This is a genomic window from Rhodospirillales bacterium RIFCSPLOWO2_02_FULL_58_16, assembly GCA_001830425.1.
Classification (GTDB): domain Bacteria; phylum Pseudomonadota; class Alphaproteobacteria; order Rhodospirillales; family 2-02-FULL-58-16; genus 2-02-FULL-58-16.
Map to the genome: position 1 here is coordinate 38,121 of MIAA01000014.1, position 17,426 is coordinate 55,546.

General features: G+C 58.2%; 16 protein-coding genes. All 16 read left to right on the forward strand.

All coding sequences use genetic code 11. The features are described from left to right. Positions 1-3 precede the first annotated feature (3 nt). The 16 genes from A3H92_07540 (at position 4) to A3H92_07615 (ending at position 17,417) form a co-directional block, all read left to right on the forward strand. The gene (locus A3H92_07540) at positions 4-1,293 is read left to right on the forward strand and encodes an NADH-quinone oxidoreductase subunit F (protein ID OHC75891.1); all 1,290 of its coding nucleotides are present in this window, start codon (positions 4-6) and stop codon (positions 1,291-1,293) included. Between the two features lie 11 nt (positions 1,294-1,304). Beyond that, positions 1,305-3,365: an NADH-quinone oxidoreductase subunit G gene (locus A3H92_07545; GenBank protein OHC75892.1), complete on the forward strand. Its 2,061-nt coding sequence runs from the start codon at positions 1,305-1,307 to the stop codon at positions 3,363-3,365. Further along, a complete protein-coding gene (locus A3H92_07550; protein OHC75893.1) occupies positions 3,358-4,386 on the forward strand; it encodes an NADH-quinone oxidoreductase subunit H in 1,029 nt (342 codons plus the stop codon). Before A3H92_07545 ends, A3H92_07550 begins: the two co-directional genes overlap by 8 nt. Continuing rightward, positions 4,383-4,859, forward strand: a complete 477-nt coding sequence (locus tag A3H92_07555) for an NADH-quinone oxidoreductase subunit I (protein OHC75894.1) — start codon at positions 4,383-4,385, stop codon at positions 4,857-4,859. Before A3H92_07550 ends, A3H92_07555 begins: the two co-directional genes overlap by 4 nt. Positions 4,860-4,872: 13 nt before the next feature. After that, positions 4,873-5,484 (forward strand): NADH:ubiquinone oxidoreductase subunit J, encoded by a 612-nt coding sequence (locus A3H92_07560; GenBank protein OHC75895.1) that lies wholly within the window; start codon positions 4,873-4,875, stop codon positions 5,482-5,484. Continuing rightward, entirely contained in the window at positions 5,484-5,795 is a 312-nt protein-coding gene (locus A3H92_07565) for an NADH-quinone oxidoreductase subunit K (GenBank protein ID OHC75896.1), read from the forward strand. Before A3H92_07560 ends, A3H92_07565 begins: the two co-directional genes overlap by 1 nt. Positions 5,796-5,883: 88 nt before the next feature. After that, positions 5,884-6,462, forward strand: a complete 579-nt coding sequence (locus tag A3H92_07570) for a hypothetical protein (GenBank protein ID OHC75897.1) — start codon at positions 5,884-5,886, stop codon at positions 6,460-6,462. Positions 6,463-6,690: 228 nt separating this feature from the next. Further along, complete coding sequence (locus A3H92_07575; GenBank protein ID OHC75898.1) at positions 6,691-8,649, forward strand: NADH-quinone oxidoreductase subunit L; 1,959 nt, start codon at positions 6,691-6,693, stop codon at positions 8,647-8,649. A 7-nt stretch (positions 8,650-8,656) separates the two neighbouring features. After that, the gene (locus A3H92_07580; GenBank protein ID OHC75899.1) at positions 8,657-10,171 is read left to right on the forward strand and encodes an NADH-quinone oxidoreductase subunit M; all 1,515 of its coding nucleotides are present in this window, start codon (positions 8,657-8,659) and stop codon (positions 10,169-10,171) included. Between the two features lie 66 nt (positions 10,172-10,237). Then, on the forward strand, positions 10,238-11,665 hold the full coding sequence (locus A3H92_07585) for an NADH-quinone oxidoreductase subunit N (GenBank protein OHC75990.1): 1,428 nt from the start codon (positions 10,238-10,240) through the stop codon (positions 11,663-11,665). A gap of 18 nt (positions 11,666-11,683) precedes the next feature. After that, entirely contained in the window at positions 11,684-12,454 is a 771-nt protein-coding gene (locus A3H92_07590; protein ID OHC75900.1) for a biotin--[acetyl-CoA-carboxylase] ligase, read from the forward strand. Further along, positions 12,438-13,211, forward strand: a complete 774-nt coding sequence (locus tag A3H92_07595) for a pantothenate kinase (protein ID OHC75901.1) — start codon at positions 12,438-12,440, stop codon at positions 13,209-13,211. Before A3H92_07590 ends, A3H92_07595 begins: the two co-directional genes overlap by 17 nt. A 114-nt stretch (positions 13,212-13,325) precedes the next feature. After that, a complete protein-coding gene (locus tag A3H92_07600; protein ID OHC75902.1) occupies positions 13,326-15,002 on the forward strand; it encodes a hypothetical protein in 1,677 nt (558 codons plus the stop codon). An 8-nt stretch (positions 15,003-15,010) separates the two neighbouring features. Continuing rightward, positions 15,011-15,577, forward strand: a complete 567-nt coding sequence (locus A3H92_07605) for a DNA-3-methyladenine glycosylase (GenBank protein OHC75903.1) — start codon at positions 15,011-15,013, stop codon at positions 15,575-15,577. Between the two features lie 107 nt (positions 15,578-15,684). Then, on the forward strand, positions 15,685-16,881 hold the full coding sequence (locus A3H92_07610; GenBank protein OHC75904.1) for an AAA family ATPase: 1,197 nt from the start codon (positions 15,685-15,687) through the stop codon (positions 16,879-16,881). A 92-nt stretch (positions 16,882-16,973) separates the two neighbouring features. Then, positions 16,974-17,417 carry a ribose 5-phosphate isomerase B gene (locus tag A3H92_07615; protein ID OHC75905.1) on the forward strand — a complete coding sequence of 148 codons (444 nt, stop codon included), beginning with the start codon at positions 16,974-16,976 and terminating at the stop codon, positions 17,415-17,417. Positions 17,418-17,426: the final 9 nt, after the last annotated feature.

Here is a 17,426-nt window from a genome sequence, read left to right on the forward strand (position 1 = left end):
TTGATGCTGAAAGACAAGGATCGCATCTTCACCAATATCTACGGCTTCGAGGACATCGGCCTGACCGGCGCCCGCTCTCGCGGAACTTGGGACGGAACCAGGGAGATCATGGCCAAGGGCCGCGACTGGATGGTCAATGAGGTCAAGGTGTCCGGCCTTCGCGGTCGCGGCGGCGCCGGTTTCAGCACAGGCATGAAATGGTCGTTCATGCCCAAGGAAATCGGCGAGCGCCCCCATTACCTTGTGATCAACGCCGATGAGAGCGAACCCGGCACCTGCAAGGACCGGGAAATCCTTCGTCATGAGCCTCACAAGCTGGTGGAAGGCGCTCTACTGGCCGCTTTCGCCATGGGCGCTCACGTTGCCTACATCTATGTGCGCGGCGAGTTTTGCCGTGAAGCCGAAGTCTTGCAGCGGGCTATTGACGAAGCCCGCGAGGCCGGTCTTATCGGCAACAACGCCTGCGGGTCGGGTTGGGATTTCGAGCTGCATATCCATCGCGGCATGGGCGCCTATGTTTGCGGCGAAGAGGGGGCGCTTCTTCAGAGCCTGGAAGGCAAAAAAGGCCAGCCCCGGATGAAGCCGCCGTTCCCCGCCAATGTCGGCGTCTACGGCTGTCCGACTACGGTCAACAACGTCGAGTCGATCGCCGTTACCCCTGATATAATGCGTCGGGGCGCCGCCTGGTTCGCCGCGCTGGGGCGTCCCAACAACACCGGCATCAAGCTGTTTTGCATCTCCGGTCACGTCAATAATCCGTGTACCGTCGAAGAAGAGATGAGCATTCCCTTGAAGGAACTGATTGAAAGACACTGCGGCGGGGTGCGCGGCGGCTGGAATAACCTGATGGCGGTAATCCCCGGCGGCAGCTCGACGCCGAATATCACCAAGGAGGTGTGCGACACCGTGCTGATGGACTTTGATTCGCTGAAAGAGGCCAAGACCGGCCTCGGCACGGCGGCGGTGATCGTCATGGACAAGTCCACCGATATTTGCCGCGTAATCGCCCGTCTCTCCAAGTTCTACGCTCATGAAAGCTGCGGCCAATGCACGCCGTGCCGCGAGGGAACCGGATGGATGGCGCGAATGATGGCGCGGATAGCCGTGGGCAACGCCGCCATCGACGAAATCGATCTGCTTGAGAAGGTCTCCCGCCAGATTGAGGGACACACCATCTGCGCCCTCGGCGATGCGTCGGCGTGGCCGATTCAAGGGCTGATCCGCAATTTCCGTCCTGAAATCGAGAAACGCATAAAAGAATACCAGGCGGCGCAAGCCGTCCAGGCGGCCTAGAGGTTTTACAGATGCCTAAACTGACTATTGACGGCAGGGAAATCGAAGTCGCGGCCGGCCTGACGGTGATGCAGGCCTGCGACCAGATCGGCATTGAGCTTCCCCGCTTCTGCTACCATGAGCGCCTGTCGATCTCCGGCAACTGCCGCATGTGTCTGGTGGAGATGGAGAGGGCGCCGAGGGCGATTGCCGCCTGCGCCATGCCTGTGGGCGACGGCATGGTGATTCATACCAACACCGAGAAGGTCAAGAATATGCGCCGGGCGGTGCTGGAGTTCCTGCTTATCAACCACCCCCTTGACTGCCCGGTCTGTGATCAGGGCGGCGAGTGCGATCTTCAGGATATTACCGTCAATTACGGCATGGATCGCGGTCGCTTCCGGGAGAAAAAGCGGGCGGTGCGGGAAAAGAACTACGGCCCGCTGATCAAGCCGACGATGACCCGCTGCATCCATTGCACCCGCTGTATCCGTTTCTGTAGGGAAGTGGCCGGGGTTCCCGAACTGGGAGGGATCGGTCGCGGCGAACGCATGGAAGTGGGAACATATGTGGAAAAGGTGCTTAGTTCCGAGCTTTCCGGCAATATTATCGACCTGTGTCCGGTCGGGGCGCTGACCTCCAGACCCTATTCCTTCGCCGCCCGCCCCTGGGAGTTGAAGAAGACCGAATCTGTTGACGTGATGGACGCCGTCGGCAGCAATATCCGCGTTGACAGTCGTGGTCCGGCGGTGATGCGGGTGCTGCCCAGGATCAATGAGGATATCAACGAGGAATGGATTTCCGACAAGACCCGCTTTGCTTATGACGGCCTCAAGCGTCAACGTCTCGACACCCCTTATGTCCGGAAAAACGGCAAGCTGACGCCCGCGACCTGGGACGAGGCCCTCGCCGCCGTCGCCAAGGGCCTCAAGGGCCTCAAGGCCGGGGAGATCGCCGCCATCGCCGGCGACATGGCCGATGGCGAGTCAATGACGGCGCTGAAGGATTTGCTGGACTCGCCCAACATTGACTGCCGTCAGGACGGTGCCGCCCTGGATGGATCGAGGCGCGTCGGCTATATCTTCAACACCACCATCGCCGGCATCGAACAGGCCGGCGCCTGCCTGCTTATCGGAACCAATCCCCGCCTTGAAGCGCCGATCATCAACGCCCGCATCAGAAAACGCTCCAGGAAGGGCGGATTCGCCATTGCATCGGTTGGGCCTGATGTTGATTTAACGTATAAATACAAACACTTGGGCAACGACACTAATGTTTTGAATGAGATTGCCTCCGGTTCTCACCTCTTTGCCGAAGCGCTGAAAAAAGCCGTCCGCCCGATGCTGATCGTCGGCATGGGGGCGCTGACCAGGCCCGACGGCGGGGCCGTCCTGTCGGCGGCGCGCAAGATCGCCGAGGATTGCGGCATGATCCGCGACAACGGCGGCTGGAACGGCTTCAACATTCTGCACACGGCGGCGGCGCGGGTCGGCGGCCTTGATCTCGGCTTCCTGCCGGGCAAGGGCGGACTGGATGCCGCCGGCATTATCGACGGCGCCGCCAACGGCGTGGTGAAGGCGGTCTATCTGCTGGGCGCCGATGAAATCGACATGAGCCGTCTGGGCGACGCTTTCGTTATTTATCAGGGGCATCACGGCGACGCCGGAGCCTCGCGGGCCGATGTAATTCTTCCCGGCGCCGCCTACACCGAGAAGAACGCCACCTACGTCAACACCGAGGGCAGGGTGCAGCGGACGAGCCTTGCCGTTTTCCCGCCCGGCGAAGCGCGTGAAGACTGGAAAATCATCCGGGCGCTGTCCGAAGTTCTCGGCAAAACGCTTCCCTTTGACACCCTTTCGCAGGTGCGCGAGCGGATGGCCGAGGTAAATCCCGTCTTTGCCGCCCTGAATGAGACCAAGCCGGCGGCCTGGGGCGCTTTCGGCGGGGACGGCAAGCTTGACGCCGCGCCTTTCGTATCGCCCATTGTCAATTTTTACATGACCGATCCCATAAGCAGAGCGTCAGCCACCATGGCCGCCTGCACCGATGTGTTCGCAGCGTCTAAACGCGGAAAGACCGGAACCGATGGCTGAACTTTGGGACGGATATATCTGGCCGACGCTGTGGATCGTCATCAAGATCCTCGCCATCGTCGTGCCTCTGCTGATCGGGGTGGCTTATCTTACCTACGCCGAGCGCAAGGTGATCGGCGCCATGCAGCTTCGCCGGGGGCCGAACGTGGTCGGGCCGTTCGGCCTTCTTCAGCCGCTGGCCGACGGCGTCAAGCTGCTGCTGAAAGAGACCATAATTCCGTCCCGGTCCAACCCCGCCATCTTTATTCTGGCCCCGGCCATAACCTTTGTTTTGTCGCTGGTGGCGTGGGCGGTGGTTCCTTTCGGCGAGGGGATGGTGCTGGCCGATATCAATGTCGGCATTCTCTATCTTTTCGCCATTTCGTCGCTCAGCGTTTACGGCATTATGATGGCCGGTTGGGCCAGTAACTCACGCTATGCTTTCCTTGGGGCGCTGCGTTCGGCGGCGCAGATGGTTTCCTACGAGGTCGCCATGGGCTTCGTCATCGTTACCGTGCTGCTGTGCGCCGGTTCCATGAATCTCAGCGATATAGTCATGGCCCAGAAGGGTATGTGGTTCGTGATTCCGCTGTTTCCGATGGCGGTGATTTTCCTGATCTCGATCCTGGCCGAGACCAACCGTCACCCCTTTGATTTGCCGGAGGCCGAGGCCGAGTTGGTGGCCGGCTATAACGTCGAGTATTCGGCGATGACCTTCGCCCTGTTCTTCCTCGGCGAATATGCCTTCATGATCCTGATGTCGGCGATGACCGCCATTCTCTTCCTCGGCGGCTGGCTGCCGCCGTTTGACATGGCGCCGTTCACCTGGATACCCGGCCCGGCGTGGTTCGCCTTGAAGATCGCCTTTGTGCTGTTCGTTTTCCTGTGGGTGCGGGCCACCTTCCCGCGTTACCGCTATGACCAGTTGATGCGGCTGGGCTGGAAAGTCTTTCTGCCGCTGTCGCTGGCGGGAGTGGTGATCGTCGCCGGCGTTCTCGTCGCCTTCGGGTTGACGCCGGTGGCGGGTCAGGGGGGTATATGAGCTTTATTCGCACCGTATTCCTGACGGAGTTGGTCTCGGGCATGGCGCTGACCCTGCGTTATTTTTTCCGCGCCAAGATAACCATCAACTATCCTTATGAGAAAGGTCCGCTCAGCCCGCGCTTTCGCGGCGAACACGCGCTTCGCCGCTATGCGAACGGCGAGGAGCGTTGTATCGCCTGCAAACTGTGCGAAGCGGCGTGTCCGGCCCAGGCCATCACTATCGAGGCCGAGCCTCGCAATGACGGCAGCCGCCGCACCACGCGCTACGACATCGACATGACCAAGTGCATTTTCTGCGGCTATTGCCAGGAAGCCTGCCCGGTTGACGCTATCGTCGAAGGGCCGAATTTTGAATATGCCACCGAAAGCCGCGAGGAACTGATATACGACAAGGCTAAACTGCTGGCTAACGGCGAACGGTGGGAAACGGAACTGGCCGACCGCATCGCGGTCGAAGCCCGATACCGTTAAGGATAATGGAACGATGATCGAAGCACTGGTGTTTTACATGTTCGCCTTTGTAACCGTGGCCTCCGGGGTCATGGTTATCTCTTCGCGCAATCCGGTGCATTCGGTGTTGTTTCTAATTCTCGCTTTCTTCAATGCGGCCGGACTGTTCCTGTTGCTGGGCGCCGAGTTTCTGGCGATGATCCTGGTTATCGTCTACGTCGGAGCGGTAGCGGTGCTGTTCCTGTTCGTGGTGATGATGCTGGATATCAATTTTGTCGAAATACGCCAGGGGTTCCTTCATTATCTGCCGATAGGCGGCTTGATCGGAGTGGTGCTGATCGCCGAACTGCTGACCGTCATCGGCAGTCGGGTCATGGTTCCTGATGCTGCGGAAAAAGGAGCGGCGCCGATGCCGTCTCTTGAGGCTACTGCCAATACCAATGCGTTGGGCGAATTGATCTACACCCATTACATTTATTTATTCCAGGCGGCGGGACTCATTCTGCTGGTGGCGATGATCGGCGCCATTGTCCTCTCTCACCGCAGCCGCAAGGGCGTCCGCAGGCAGAATATTTCAGACCAGATAGCGCGTCGCGCCGAGGAATCGGTCAAAACCCGCAAGGTCGAGTCGGGGAGGGGCATCTGATGTCGGTAATCGGCCTGTCCCATTACCTGAGCGTCGCCGCCATCCTGTTTGTGCTGGGGATTTTCGGGATTTTTCTCAATCGCAAAAACGTAGTCATCATCCTGATGTCAATCGAGTTGATGCTGTTGGCGGTCAATATCAATCTGGTGGCCTTCTCCGCCGAGATGCACGACCTTGTCGGTCAGGTTTTCGCCATGTTCATTCTGACCGTCGCCGCCGCCGAGACCGCCATCGGGCTGGCTATTCTGATGGCCTTTTTCCGTAATCGCGGCACCATCGCCGTCGAAGACATCAACTCGATGAAGGGCTGAGAAATTGCCGACAACCCTTGAAGCGATAATAATTCTGGTTCTTCTGGTTGTTCCGGGCTTTTTGTGCTGGCAGTTAATTTCATCCAGGATGCCGAGTACGTTTGTATCCGATGCGCATTCAGTATTAACTTTTTTGTTTTTCAGCACGTTAATCCATGTCTTGGCCTCGCCGGTTACTATTTGTTTATCAAGTCAAATCGTGGCGTTCAGCAGCTCCTTGAAAAGCATAGACGCAAATAATCAAGTTTTTTGGGATTGGGCTGTTTTTGCCTGGGTAATATTTGTTTTATTTGTTATGCCCATAGTGGTGGCTTGGTTTGTTTCTTGGTTATGGAAAAAGAATCGGCTTCAATGGATTCTTGGTAAATTTGGCCTTTCCCTTGTTCAAAAAACGCCAAAGGCTTGGGATTGGTTTTTTCTCACTCATAACAAAGAAGGGTATTGGGTTGTTGCTGAAATGGACGATGGCGCATTGGTCGGCGGAGAGTTCGGCGGGGAATCATTTTCATCACTTTCTCCACATAAAGAAGACCTATATCTAGAAAGCGCTTACTATGTGGATGAAAATCATATTTTTCTTGGCCTGATACCAAATAATGCCGGCGTCTGGATAAACGGAGACAAGGTTAAGGCATTATTTTTCTACAGTGTTAGCAAAGGAGATTAAAAATGAGTCAGCATCGAATTATTGATTTATCAGGCAATAATGTCGGCAGGGGAGTCAGGCCATCTTCGGATGCCGGCCCAATGCCGGAAATGAAACCTCACCCATCCGGTGTCAAGCCTGTGACCATGAGAGGCCTATCCGCAACCCGTTGGGCTTCTGTCCGTCCCGGTGATCAGAAACCGCAAGCGGCGCCCACGCCGGACAAAAAAAAGAAATAAGTAGAATTCCGTGTACACAGCTATCGTCTTCCTGCCGCTTTTCGGAGCGATGATCGCCGGGGCCATGGCCTTTTCCTCGCCCGAGGACGAGAAGGCCATGGCGCGTATCGACAAGACGGCGCAGTGGGTCGCCTGCGGCGCCATGATGCTGTCCGCCCTGCTGGCGATAAATATGTTTGCGGACGTGGCCTTCGGCGGCAAAGCCGGCGTCATTCATTTGCTTGCCTGGATCGATTCCGGAACCCTGGAGGTTTCGTGGGCGCTCAGACTGGATACGCTGTCGGCGGTGATGCTGCTGACCGTTTCCATCACCTCGACGGTAATCCACGTTTATTCAATCGGTTACATGGGCCATGATTCGTCGGTTCCGCGCTTTATGTCGTATCTCAGCCTGTTCACTTTCTGCATGTATATGCTGGTGACTTCGGACAATCTGGTACAGCTTTTCTTCGGCTGGGAGGGCGTCGGCCTGATGTCCTACCTGCTGATCGGCTTCTGGTATGACAAGCCCTCGGCCAATGCCGCCGCCATCAAGGCTTTCGTCGTCAACCGGGTCGGCGATTTCGGCTTCGCATTGGGCATTTTCGCCACCTTCGTGTTGTTTGACTCGGTGAACTTCGACACCATTTTCGCCGTGGCTCCCGGCAAGGCCGCCGCCGTGATGAACGTCTTTGGAATCGAGTTCCACGCCCTGACCGTGATCTGTCTGCTGCTGTTCGTCGGCGCCATGGGCAAGTCGGCTCAATTAGGGCTGCACACATGGCTTCCCGACGCTATGGAAGGCCCGACGCCGGTTTCCGCCCTGATTCACGCCGCCACCATGGTCACCGCCGGCGTTTTCATGGTGGCGCGACTGTCGCCGCTGTTTGAGTACTCGGACACGGCGTTAGCGGTGGTCACCGTCGTCGGCGGCTCGACCGCCATCTTCGCCGCCACCATCGGCTGCGTGCAGAATGACATCAAGCGGGTAATCGCCTATTCCACCTGCTCGCAGTTGGGTTATATGTTTTTCGCCATCGGCGTTTCGGCCTATTCGGCGGGCGTATTCCATCTGATGACCCACGCCTATTTCAAGGCGCTGTTGTTCCTCGGCTCCGGGTCGGTAATTCACGCCATGTCGGACGAGCAGGATATGCGCCGGATGGGAGGCATCTGGAAGTCGATCCCCGTCACCTACGCCATGATGTGGATCGGCAGTCTGGCGCTGGTGGGCATCCCGCCGTTCGCCGGCTTCTATTCCAAGGATATCGTTCTTGAGGCGGCCTACGCCGCCCATACCGGCGTCGGCGCTTATGCCTTCTGGATGGGGATCGCCGCCGCTACCTTAACCGCGTTTTATTCGGGACGGCTGTTGTTCATGACCTTCCACGGCAAACCCAGGGCCGATGCCGAGACAATGTCTCATATTCACGAATCGCCCAAGGTGATGCTGATCCCGCTGCTGGTGCTTTCGGTGGGCGCCATGTTCGCCGGAAAGATCGGCTATGATTACTTCGTCGGCCACAACGCGGCCGATTTCTGGGGCGCTTCAATCCTGATCCTGCCCGTCCATGACGCTCTTGAGGCGGCTCACCATGTGCCGACATGGGTGAAATACCTGCCGCTGGCAGTCGGCGGCGGCGGCATTTTTGCGGCCTTCGTCATGTATGTGGTCGCGCCGGGCATTCCGGGGGCTTTGGCCGGAACTTTCAGCGGCGTGTACAAATTCCTGCTCAACAAGTGGTACTTTGACGAGCTTTACGACTTCCTGTTCGTGCGGCCGGCGTTCATGCTGGGCAGGGGCTTCTGGAAGTCGGGCGACGGCGCCCTGATCGACGGCGTCGGTCCCGACGGCGTTGCCGCCGCGACCTTGAATTTGGCCAAAAGGGCGTCGCAATTTCAGTCCGGCTACCTTTATCACTACGCCTTCGCCATGTTGGCCGGGGTCGTCGTGTTGATAACCTGGTATCTGTTCATGGCGATGGGGTGAGGGGAGCATGAGCGATTTTCCACTCCTCTCGGTGGTGGCCTTCCTGCCTTTGGTCGGGGCGGCCTTCATTTTGTTCATACGCGGCAGCGACGAGATCGTGGCGCGTAATTGCCGGAACGTGGCGTTGTTAACGTCTATGTTCACTTTCCTGGTGTCGCTGGCCGTCTGGATCAACTTCGACAACACGACGGCCGACTTCCAGTTCGTCGAGAAACTGGCGTGGATGCCCTACTACAAGATTTCCTATTACCTCGGCGTCGATGGTATTTCGATGCTGTTCGTCATGCTGACCACTGTGTTGACGCCGATAGCGGTGGGGGTCAGTTGGCAATCCGTCACCAGCCGCGTCAAGGAATACATGATCGCCTTCCTGGCCCTGGAAACGATGATGATCGGCATGTTTTGCGCTCTTGACATCGTTCTCTTCTACATTTTCTTCGAGGCGGTGCTGATTCCCATGTTTCTGATCATTGGCGTATGGGGCGGACCTCGTCGCGTCTATGCCGCCTTCAAGTTCTTTTTGTATACGCTACTCGGCTCGGTGCTGATGCTGCTGGCGTTGCTGGTTATGTATTATACGGCCGGCACCGCCGAGATTCCGCTGCTGATGCAGTACAAGTTCCCGGTTCACCTGCAGGTCTGGCTGTGGCTGGCTTTCTTCGCCTCCTTCGCCGTCAAGGTGCCGATGTGGCCGGTGCATACCTGGCTGCCCGACGCCCATGTCGAGGCGCCGACGGCCGGCTCGGTAATTCTGGCGGCGGTATTGTTGAAGTTCGGCGGCTATGGATTCCTGCGTTTTTCGCTGCCCATGTTCCCCGACGCTACGATTGAATTCGCGCCGCTGATCTTCACCCTCAGCATTATCGCCGTGATCTACACCTCGCTGGTGGCGCTGGTCCAGGAGGACATGAAAAAGCTGATCGCCTATTCCTCGGTGGCTCACATGGGGTTTGTCACGGCGGGAACCTTCTCCCTGACCCTGCACGGCATCGAGGGCGCCATCTACACCATGCTCAGTCACGGCGTCGTCTCCGCCGCCTTGTTCATGATCGTCGGCGTCGTCTATGACCGCATACATTCACGCGATATCGCCGCCTACGGCGGTCTGGTGCATCGCATGCCGATCTATGCGTGGACTTTCATGCTGTTCATGCTGGCGTCGGTCGGGCTTCCGGGGACCGGAGGCTTTGTCGGTGAATTCCTGGTGCTGCTGGGAGTCTTCGAGGTCAATACCGTGGTGGCGGCGCTGGCTTCCACCGGCGTCGTTCTGGGCGTCGCTTATATGCTGTACCTTTACCGACGGGTCGTTTTCGGCAAGCTGACCAAGGAAGACCTTATGAACATCGCCGACATGAACGGTCGTGAAATCCTGGTTTTCGCGCCGCTGGTAGCGCTGGTCCTGTGGATGGGCGTCTATCCGACGCCGTTCCTCGACGTTATGCATGTTTCGGTGAGCAATCTGGTCAATCATGTCAATGAGACGCGAGCGTTGACCGGCTTCGCCGAAATGATTGGACATTAGGAGAGGACTGAAGTGACGCCTTTAGCGGAAATTCCGAACCTGATCCCGGCCTTGCCGGAAATTTTCATGGCCTTGGCGGCGATGGCGCTGCTGATGCTCGGCGTCTCCCACAAGGAGGACGCCGTTGACGCCGTCGCCGCCCTCAAACACACCCGCCTTATTTCGTATTTGGCGGTTATCACCTTGTTTTTGGCTTTGCTGCTGGTGACGACCGTGGCCGGCGGCGGACGCATGACTTCGTTCAACGGCATGTTTATCGGCGATCCCTTTGCCGCCTTCTTCAAGGTTTTGGTATTGATCGCCTCGGCGCTGGCTATCGTCATCTCCCAAAGTTATCTGGAGCGCCAAGGCTCCGTCCGCTTCGAGTTCGCCGTGCTGGTCCTGTTCGCCACCATCGGCATGATGATGATGATTTCGGCCAACGATCTTATCTCGCTTTATGTGGGGCTTGAGATGCAGAGTTTGTCGCTTTATGTGCTGGCGGCTTTCCAGCGCGATGACGGGCGCTCGACGGAGGCCGGGCTTAAATATTTTGTTCTCGGCGCGCTGGCCTCGGGAATGCTGCTGTACGGATCATCGCTGATCTACGGCTTCACCGGGACCACCAATTTCGAGACGCTGGCCGGGTTGTTGCACAGTGGGCATGGGACCGTGTCGTCGGGCGTCGTCTTCGGCATCGTGTTTATTCTCGCCGGCTTGGCCTTTAAGGTCTCGGCGGTTCCGTTCCATATGTGGACGCCCGACGTCTACGAGGGCGCGCCGACGCCGGTCACCGCCTTCTTTTCGGTGGGACCGAAACTGGCGGCGATGGCGTTGTTCATCCGGGTGATGATCGGCCCCTTCGGCGATCTGGTGAGCGAATGGCAACAGATCGTGGTGCTGGTTTCCATGGCGTCGATGGTCCTCGGAGCCTTTGCCGCCGTCAATCAGACCAATATCAAAAGGCTGATGGCGTACAGCTCCATCGGTCACGTCGGATACGCGCTGATCGGTCTGGCGGTCGGCAACGAAGCGGGAATTCGCGGAATTCTGATCTATCTGGCTATCTATCTGTTCATGAATATCGGCGCCTTTGCCTGTATTTTGTGCATGCGCCGGGGTGATCGCATGGTCGAGAACATCTCAGACCTCGCCGGACTGTCCAAGAGCCACCCGATGGTGGCGCTGGCCTTCACCATTTTCATGTTCTCAATGGCGGGAATTCCGCCGTTGGCCGGGTTCTTCGGCAAATTCTATATCTTCCTGGCGGCGATGGAGGCGGAGCTTTACGCGCTGGCCGTCATCGGCGTGCTGGCCAGCGTGGTCTCCGCCTTCTATTACCTGAGGATCGTCAAGATCATGTACTTTGACGATCTCGGCGAGACCCTTGAAAAATCCATCGGCGCGGATATCTCCGTGGTATTGCTGGGGGCCGGTCTGCTGATTATGTTCTTTATCCTTTACCCTTCTCCCGTTCTTTCCGCCGCCGCCGCCGCCACCGCCGCGCTGTTTTGATCGTTGCCGTTGTTGACTATGGCCGGCCTTCCCGATTTCTTCCGTTTGACGGCGTTGGACCGCGTTGACGGAACCAACGCCGAGGCCAAGCGCATGGCGGAGTCCGGCGCCGCCGAAGGCGCGGTCGTAATGGCCATGGAGCAAAGCGCCGGGCGCGGCAGACAGGGCCGGTCATGGCAGTCTCCGCCCGGCAATCTTTATTGTTCCATACTGCTGCGTCCCGACTATCCGGCATCCATGGCCATGCAGTTGACCTTCGTCGCCGCCGTCAGTCTGGCCGAGGCGGTGGCGGCGGCGTTGCCCCAGGGGACGGTGGTGACCTGCAAGTGGCCCAACGACATTCTGGTAGAGGGCCGCAAGGTCGCCGGCATCCTGCTGGAAACGTCGTCCGTCGGCATTACCGGCATGCTTGAGTGGCTGGTGGTGGGAGTCGGCGTTAATATCGCCCGGCATCCGGCGGATGTTGAGTTCCCGGCGACCTCGTTGTGCGCCGAAGGAGCTGCGGACATCGCCCCGGCGGCGCTTCTCGCCGGTTTCTGCCGTTGTTTTCTGTCGTCCATGACGACATGGCGGAGCCTTGGATTCGCCGCCGTCCGCGCCGCCTGGCTCAAGCGCGCTTATGGGCTGGGGGAAGCGATAGAGGTGCGGCTGGCGGGCGAAACCTTGCGCGGATCATTCCAAACTATCGACAAGAACGGAGCGCTGGTGTTGCGCCGGAACGGCCAAGAGCGCAGGATTACTGCCGGAGATGTGTTTATGAGCGGAGAAACCGATGCTGCTGGCTATTGATTCCGGCAACACCAATATCGTCTTTGCCGTTTTCGGCGACGAAGGGGCGCTCCTTGGCGAGTGGCGTTCTTCGTCCGCCGCTGATCGCACCGCCGACGAACATGGGGTGTGGCTCAAGCAGTTGTTCGAGATGAAGGGGATCGACGCTGCGGGCATCGACGCGGCCATTATCGCCACCGTGGTGCCGGCCACGCTTTTTGACCTCAAGACCTTGTGCCGCAGGTATTTCGATTGTGAACCCATGGTGGTCGGCGAAGCCGACGTCAAACTGGGGCTGAAAATCCTCATGAACCATCCGGAGGAGGTGGGCGCCGACCGCCTGCTCAACGCCATCGCCGCCCACAAGCGTTACCACGGCCCGCTGATCGTTGTCGATTTCGGCACCGCCACCACCTTCGACGTGGTTGACGGCGACGGCAACTACTGCGGCGGCGCCATCTCGCCGGGCATCAACTTGTCGCTGGAGGCCCTGCATCTGGCCGCCGCCAAGCTTCCGCGCGTCGCCATCGAGCGTCCCGACAAGGTAATCGGCAAGGGCACCATCAGCGCCATGCAGTCCGGCATCTTCTGGGGCTATGTCGGCATGATCGAGGGACTGACGGCGCGCATCAGCGAGGAATTCGGCGCCGACATGACCGTCATCGCCACCGGCGGGCTGGCGACGCTATTCGCCCCGTCCGTAAAGTGCATCGGGCATGTTGACCCGCACCTTACCCTGGATGGCCTTTTCGCCGTTCACCGGCTTAATACAAAATGAAAAAACCACGGATGAACGCATGGCGGTCCTTGCGCTTTCCCCTCCTTACCAAGGAGGGGTCAACCCCCTCTAACTCCCCCTTGAAGCAAGGGGGAGGATTTTTCAGAACAGATCATGACGAATAACCCCGGCGACGAATTGCTGTTCGTCCCTCTCGGCGGAGCGGGGGAGATCGGCATGAACTTCACCCTCTACGGCTTCGGTGCGCCTGACCGCCATCGCTGGCTGGCGGTCGATCTGGGGATCACCTTCGCCAACGGCACAATCCCCGGCGTTGACGTGATCATGCCCGACCCCGCTTTCATCGTTGAGCGCCGCCACAGCCTTGACGGACTGGTGCTGACCCACGGCCACGAGGACCATATGGGGGCTGTCGCCTACCTGTGGGACAGGCTCAAGTGTCCCCTCTACGCGACGCCGTTCACCGCCTCTCTCCTTAGGCGCAAGCTGCGCGAGGCGGGGCTGGAGGACAGGGCGCCGATAACCGAAGTCCCCCTCGGCAAGCGCTTCCGGGTAGGACCGTTCGACCTGCAATTGATCGCCATTACCCATTCCATACCCGAAGCCGGCTCGCTCGCCGTCCGTACCCCATTGGGAACGGTTCTGCACAGCGGCGACTGGAAGTTTGACTCCGGCCCGGTAATCGGCCCCACCACCGACGAGGAAGCCTTTCGCCGCCTCGGCGACGAGGGGGTGCTGGCCATGGTCAGTGATTCAACCAACGCTTTTTCTCCGGGCAGTTCCGGTTCCGAAGCCGACCTGCTGAAAAGTTTCACCGCTTTGATCAGAGCCTGTAAAAAGCGCGTCGTCATTACCTGCTTCGCCACCAATGTCGCACGGCTGCAAACCATTGCCGCCGCCGCCCGCGCCAATAAGCGCGACGTAGTGCTGGTCGGACGCTCTCTCGTGCGCATCAACGAGGCGGCGCGTGAGAACGGCTACCTCGCCGCCACGCCGGCGTTCCTGGACGAAGACGACGCCGGTTACATGCCCCGCGACAAGGTGTTGATTATCTGTACGGGTAGCCAGGGAGAAGTACGCTCGGCGCTGGTCCGCATAGCCGAACGCAATCACAGAAATATCGTTCTTGAACAAGGTGATACGGTAATCTTCTCATCTAAAATCATACCCGGCAATGATATCGCCATCGGTCGTCTGCAAAACCAGTTGGTGCGCCAGGGGATCGAGGTGATGACCGAGAGGGATCATTTTGTCCATGTCTCCGGCCATCCCGCCCGCGACGAGTTGGCCCGCATGTACGGGCATATACGCCCGACCGTTTGCCTCCCGGTCCATGGCGAGCTGCGCCACATGGAGACGAACGCCGGTCTGGCCCGCGCCTGCGGCGTCGGCAAAACGCTGATTGCCGAAAACGGGTCGATAGTGCGTCTGGCGCCGGGTGAAATCACTATCACCGGCGAGGCGCCGTCCGGTCGCCTGGTGGTGGAGGGAAGGCGGGTCGTCTCCCTGAACGGCGCTCTGGTGCGCGGACGCAACAAGGCCGTCTATAACGGCTCGGCGGTGATCACGGTGGTTGTTGACTACGAGGGCAACCTGTTTGACGATCCGCAAATGGTCACCATGGGCCTGATCGACGGCGAAAACGGGGAGGAAGAGGCAATGGACGACCTGATCTATGACGCCATCGCCGATGCTCTTGAGGGCATGACGAAAAGCAAGCGCCGCGACGATGACAAGGTGCGCCATGACTTGCGGATTGCCGCCCGCCGCGTTTTCAATCATGCCTTGGGCAAGAAGCCGGTGACCACCATCCATCTGGTAAGGGTGTAACCCCGCTGATGTCGTGGTATTGCGCCTACGCCGCCGCCCGCCCCCACCACCACGCCTACCACGACAACGAATACGGTTTGCCGCTGAATGACGAGCGGGCGCTGTTTGAGCTTCTGTCGATAGAGATATTCCAGGCCGGGCTGTCGTGGGACCTGATCCTCAAAAAACGGGCTTCCACCGTCGCCGCCTTTGACGGCTTTGACGTGGATGCCGTGGCCGCCTACGGGGAACATGACGTAGTCCGGCTGCTGGCCGACCCCGGCATTATCCGCAATCGCCTGAAGGTGGAATCGATCATCAATAACGCCAATACGGTAATCGCCCTGCGCGAATCCGACGGCGGGTTCGCCGCCTGGATCGCCGCCCGTCACCCGCAAAACCGCGCCGGATGGACCAAGTCGTTCAAGCGGACTTTCAAGTTCATGGGGCCGGAGATCGTCAACGAGTTCCTGATGTGCATAGGCTATCTTCCCGGCGCTCACCACCGGCAATGCGAGGCCTATAACCGCATCGCAAAAATCGGCCCGCCGTGGATGAAAGCGGACCCCAAGGTGTACGAAGACGGGGAAGAGTAGAGAGGCTTCGCTTGTTGAAACCGCAAATATAATTGCGTTTATACTGATTTATTATCCATATCGTGTATAAATGGATATAAATGGATATAAACAGATATAGCCAGACCATGGATCCTATCAAAAATCCTTTTTCTCCCGGTGCCGGTTCGCCGCCCCCTGAGTTGGTGGGGCGAGACCCCGTTCTTGAACAGGCGCGAATTTTGTTGGGCAGAGTAAAGCAGAAAAAATCCGAAAAAAGCATGCTGTTGACCGGTTTGCGGGGGGTGGGCAAGACGGTGCTGTTAAACGAAATCAAACGCATGGCGGACAGCGCCGGATACCGCACCATTTCTATCGAAGCGCACGAAGGCAAAGCATTGGCCCCGCTGATTGCTCCGCACTTGCGGAGCCTTCTCTATGATCTGGACCGGATTGCCGGAACCGGAAACAAGGTCAAGCGCGGTCTGGCTGTACTTCGCAGCTTTATCGGCGCTCTCAAGCTTACGATGGGCGATGTCAGCATCGGATTGGACATTGACCCGGAAAGGGGGTCGGCTGACAGCGGCGATTTGGAAATTGACCTGCCCAATCTCTTCATCGCAATCGGCGAAGCGGCGGAGGATCGCAAGAGCGCAGTGGCTATCTTTATTGATGAGATTCAATACTTCAGCAAGAATGAATTGAGCGCATTGATCATGGCGATGCACAAGATTCAACAGCTTCAACTGCCCCTGGTATTGCTGGGCGCAGGGCTACCTATCCTTCCCGGTCTGGCGGGCGAATCAAAATCGTATGCCGAGCATCTCTTCAGCTTCCCGAATATTGGCGCACTCTCGCAAGACGATAGTGCGAAAGCGTTGCAGGAGCCTGCACAAAAAGTTGGGGTTACTTTTGAGAATGCAGTGTTGGATGAGGTTTTTAATCTGACGAAGGGGTATCCGTATTTTCTTCAGGAATGGGGCTACATAGCTTGGAACTTAGCAACAGCGAGTCCGATTACCTTGCAGGTTGTTCGTGATGCAAAAAATACAGTTATTGCACGTCTCGACGAGAACTTTTTTCGGGTGCGTTATGATCGACTAACGCCAAGTGAAAAGAATTTTCTACGAGCAACAGCAGAGCTTGGGCCGAGGGCGCATCGCACCGGTGATATCGCTGAGATTCTGGTGGTTAAGATTACCAGTCTCGGCCCCGTTCGCGCCAAGTTGATCAACAAAGGGATGATCTATAGCCCTGCGCACGGTGACTTGGATTTCACGGTCCCTCTCTTTGATGATTTCATGATCCGCACGATACCCACATTCAAACGGCAGTCAGCAGCTTGATAATACCGTATGTTGTCATAGCGATTCAATATATGGTATCTAACCGATATTGGTTTTACGTTCCCGCAACTTCAGTGAATAGCCGTTAGATAATGACTTCTCATATCATTGCCATCGCCGGCGACCACGGCGGCTTCCAATTAAAAGCCGATCTGAAAGTCTTTATCGGCGAGATGGGCCACGAGGTTATCGACCTCGGCTGCGACGGCCCCGAGTCGGTCGATTACCCTGATTTCAGCTATGCCCTAGCTGCCGCCATCAGGGAGGGCCGGGCCGGGCGCGGCGTTCTGATCTGCGGAAGCGGCATCGGCGTCAGCATCGCCGCCAACCGTTATCCTGAAATCCGGGCGGCGCTGATTCATGACGCTCTGGGCGCCCGCCTGTGCCGCCTCCATAACGACGCCAACGTCATCTGCTTCGGCGGACGGATGATCGGCGTCGATTTGGCGCGTGATTGCCTAAAGATTTTCCTTGAAACCGGGTTTGAAGGCGGACGTCACGCCCGCCGCGTCGAAAAACTTTCCCATCCTCAGTGAAGGTGTTTT

What these genes read in the sequence shown, in the direction of transcription:
- A3H92_07540 (OHC75891.1), top strand. Translation starts at nt 4, where the DNA reads ATGCTGAAAGACAAGGATCGCATCTTCACCAATATCTACGGCTTCGAG.
- A3H92_07545 (OHC75892.1), top strand. Translation starts at nt 1,305, where the DNA reads ATGCCTAAACTGACTATTGACGGCAGGGAAATCGAAGTCGCGGCCGGC.
- A3H92_07550 (OHC75893.1), top strand. Translation starts at nt 3,358, where the DNA reads ATGGCTGAACTTTGGGACGGATATATCTGGCCGACGCTGTGGATCGTC.
- A3H92_07555 (OHC75894.1), top strand. Translation starts at nt 4,383, where the DNA reads ATGAGCTTTATTCGCACCGTATTCCTGACGGAGTTGGTCTCGGGCATG.
- A3H92_07560 (OHC75895.1), top strand. Translation starts at nt 4,873, where the DNA reads ATGATCGAAGCACTGGTGTTTTACATGTTCGCCTTTGTAACCGTGGCC.
- A3H92_07565 (OHC75896.1), top strand. Translation starts at nt 5,484, where the DNA reads ATGTCGGTAATCGGCCTGTCCCATTACCTGAGCGTCGCCGCCATCCTG.
- A3H92_07570 (OHC75897.1), top strand. Translation starts at nt 5,884, where the DNA reads ATGCCGAGTACGTTTGTATCCGATGCGCATTCAGTATTAACTTTTTTG.
- A3H92_07580 (OHC75899.1), top strand. Translation starts at nt 8,657, where the DNA reads ATGAGCGATTTTCCACTCCTCTCGGTGGTGGCCTTCCTGCCTTTGGTC.
- A3H92_07585 (OHC75990.1), top strand. Translation starts at nt 10,238, where the DNA reads ATGGCCTTGGCGGCGATGGCGCTGCTGATGCTCGGCGTCTCCCACAAG.
- A3H92_07590 (OHC75900.1), top strand. Translation starts at nt 11,684, where the DNA reads ATGGCCGGCCTTCCCGATTTCTTCCGTTTGACGGCGTTGGACCGCGTT.
- A3H92_07595 (OHC75901.1), top strand. Translation starts at nt 12,438, where the DNA reads ATGCTGCTGGCTATTGATTCCGGCAACACCAATATCGTCTTTGCCGTT.
- A3H92_07600 (OHC75902.1), top strand. Translation starts at nt 13,326, where the DNA reads ATGACGAATAACCCCGGCGACGAATTGCTGTTCGTCCCTCTCGGCGGA.
- A3H92_07605 (OHC75903.1), top strand. Translation starts at nt 15,011, where the DNA reads ATGTCGTGGTATTGCGCCTACGCCGCCGCCCGCCCCCACCACCACGCC.
- A3H92_07610 (OHC75904.1), top strand. Translation starts at nt 15,685, where the DNA reads ATGGATCCTATCAAAAATCCTTTTTCTCCCGGTGCCGGTTCGCCGCCC.
- A3H92_07615 (OHC75905.1), top strand. Translation starts at nt 16,974, where the DNA reads ATGACTTCTCATATCATTGCCATCGCCGGCGACCACGGCGGCTTCCAA.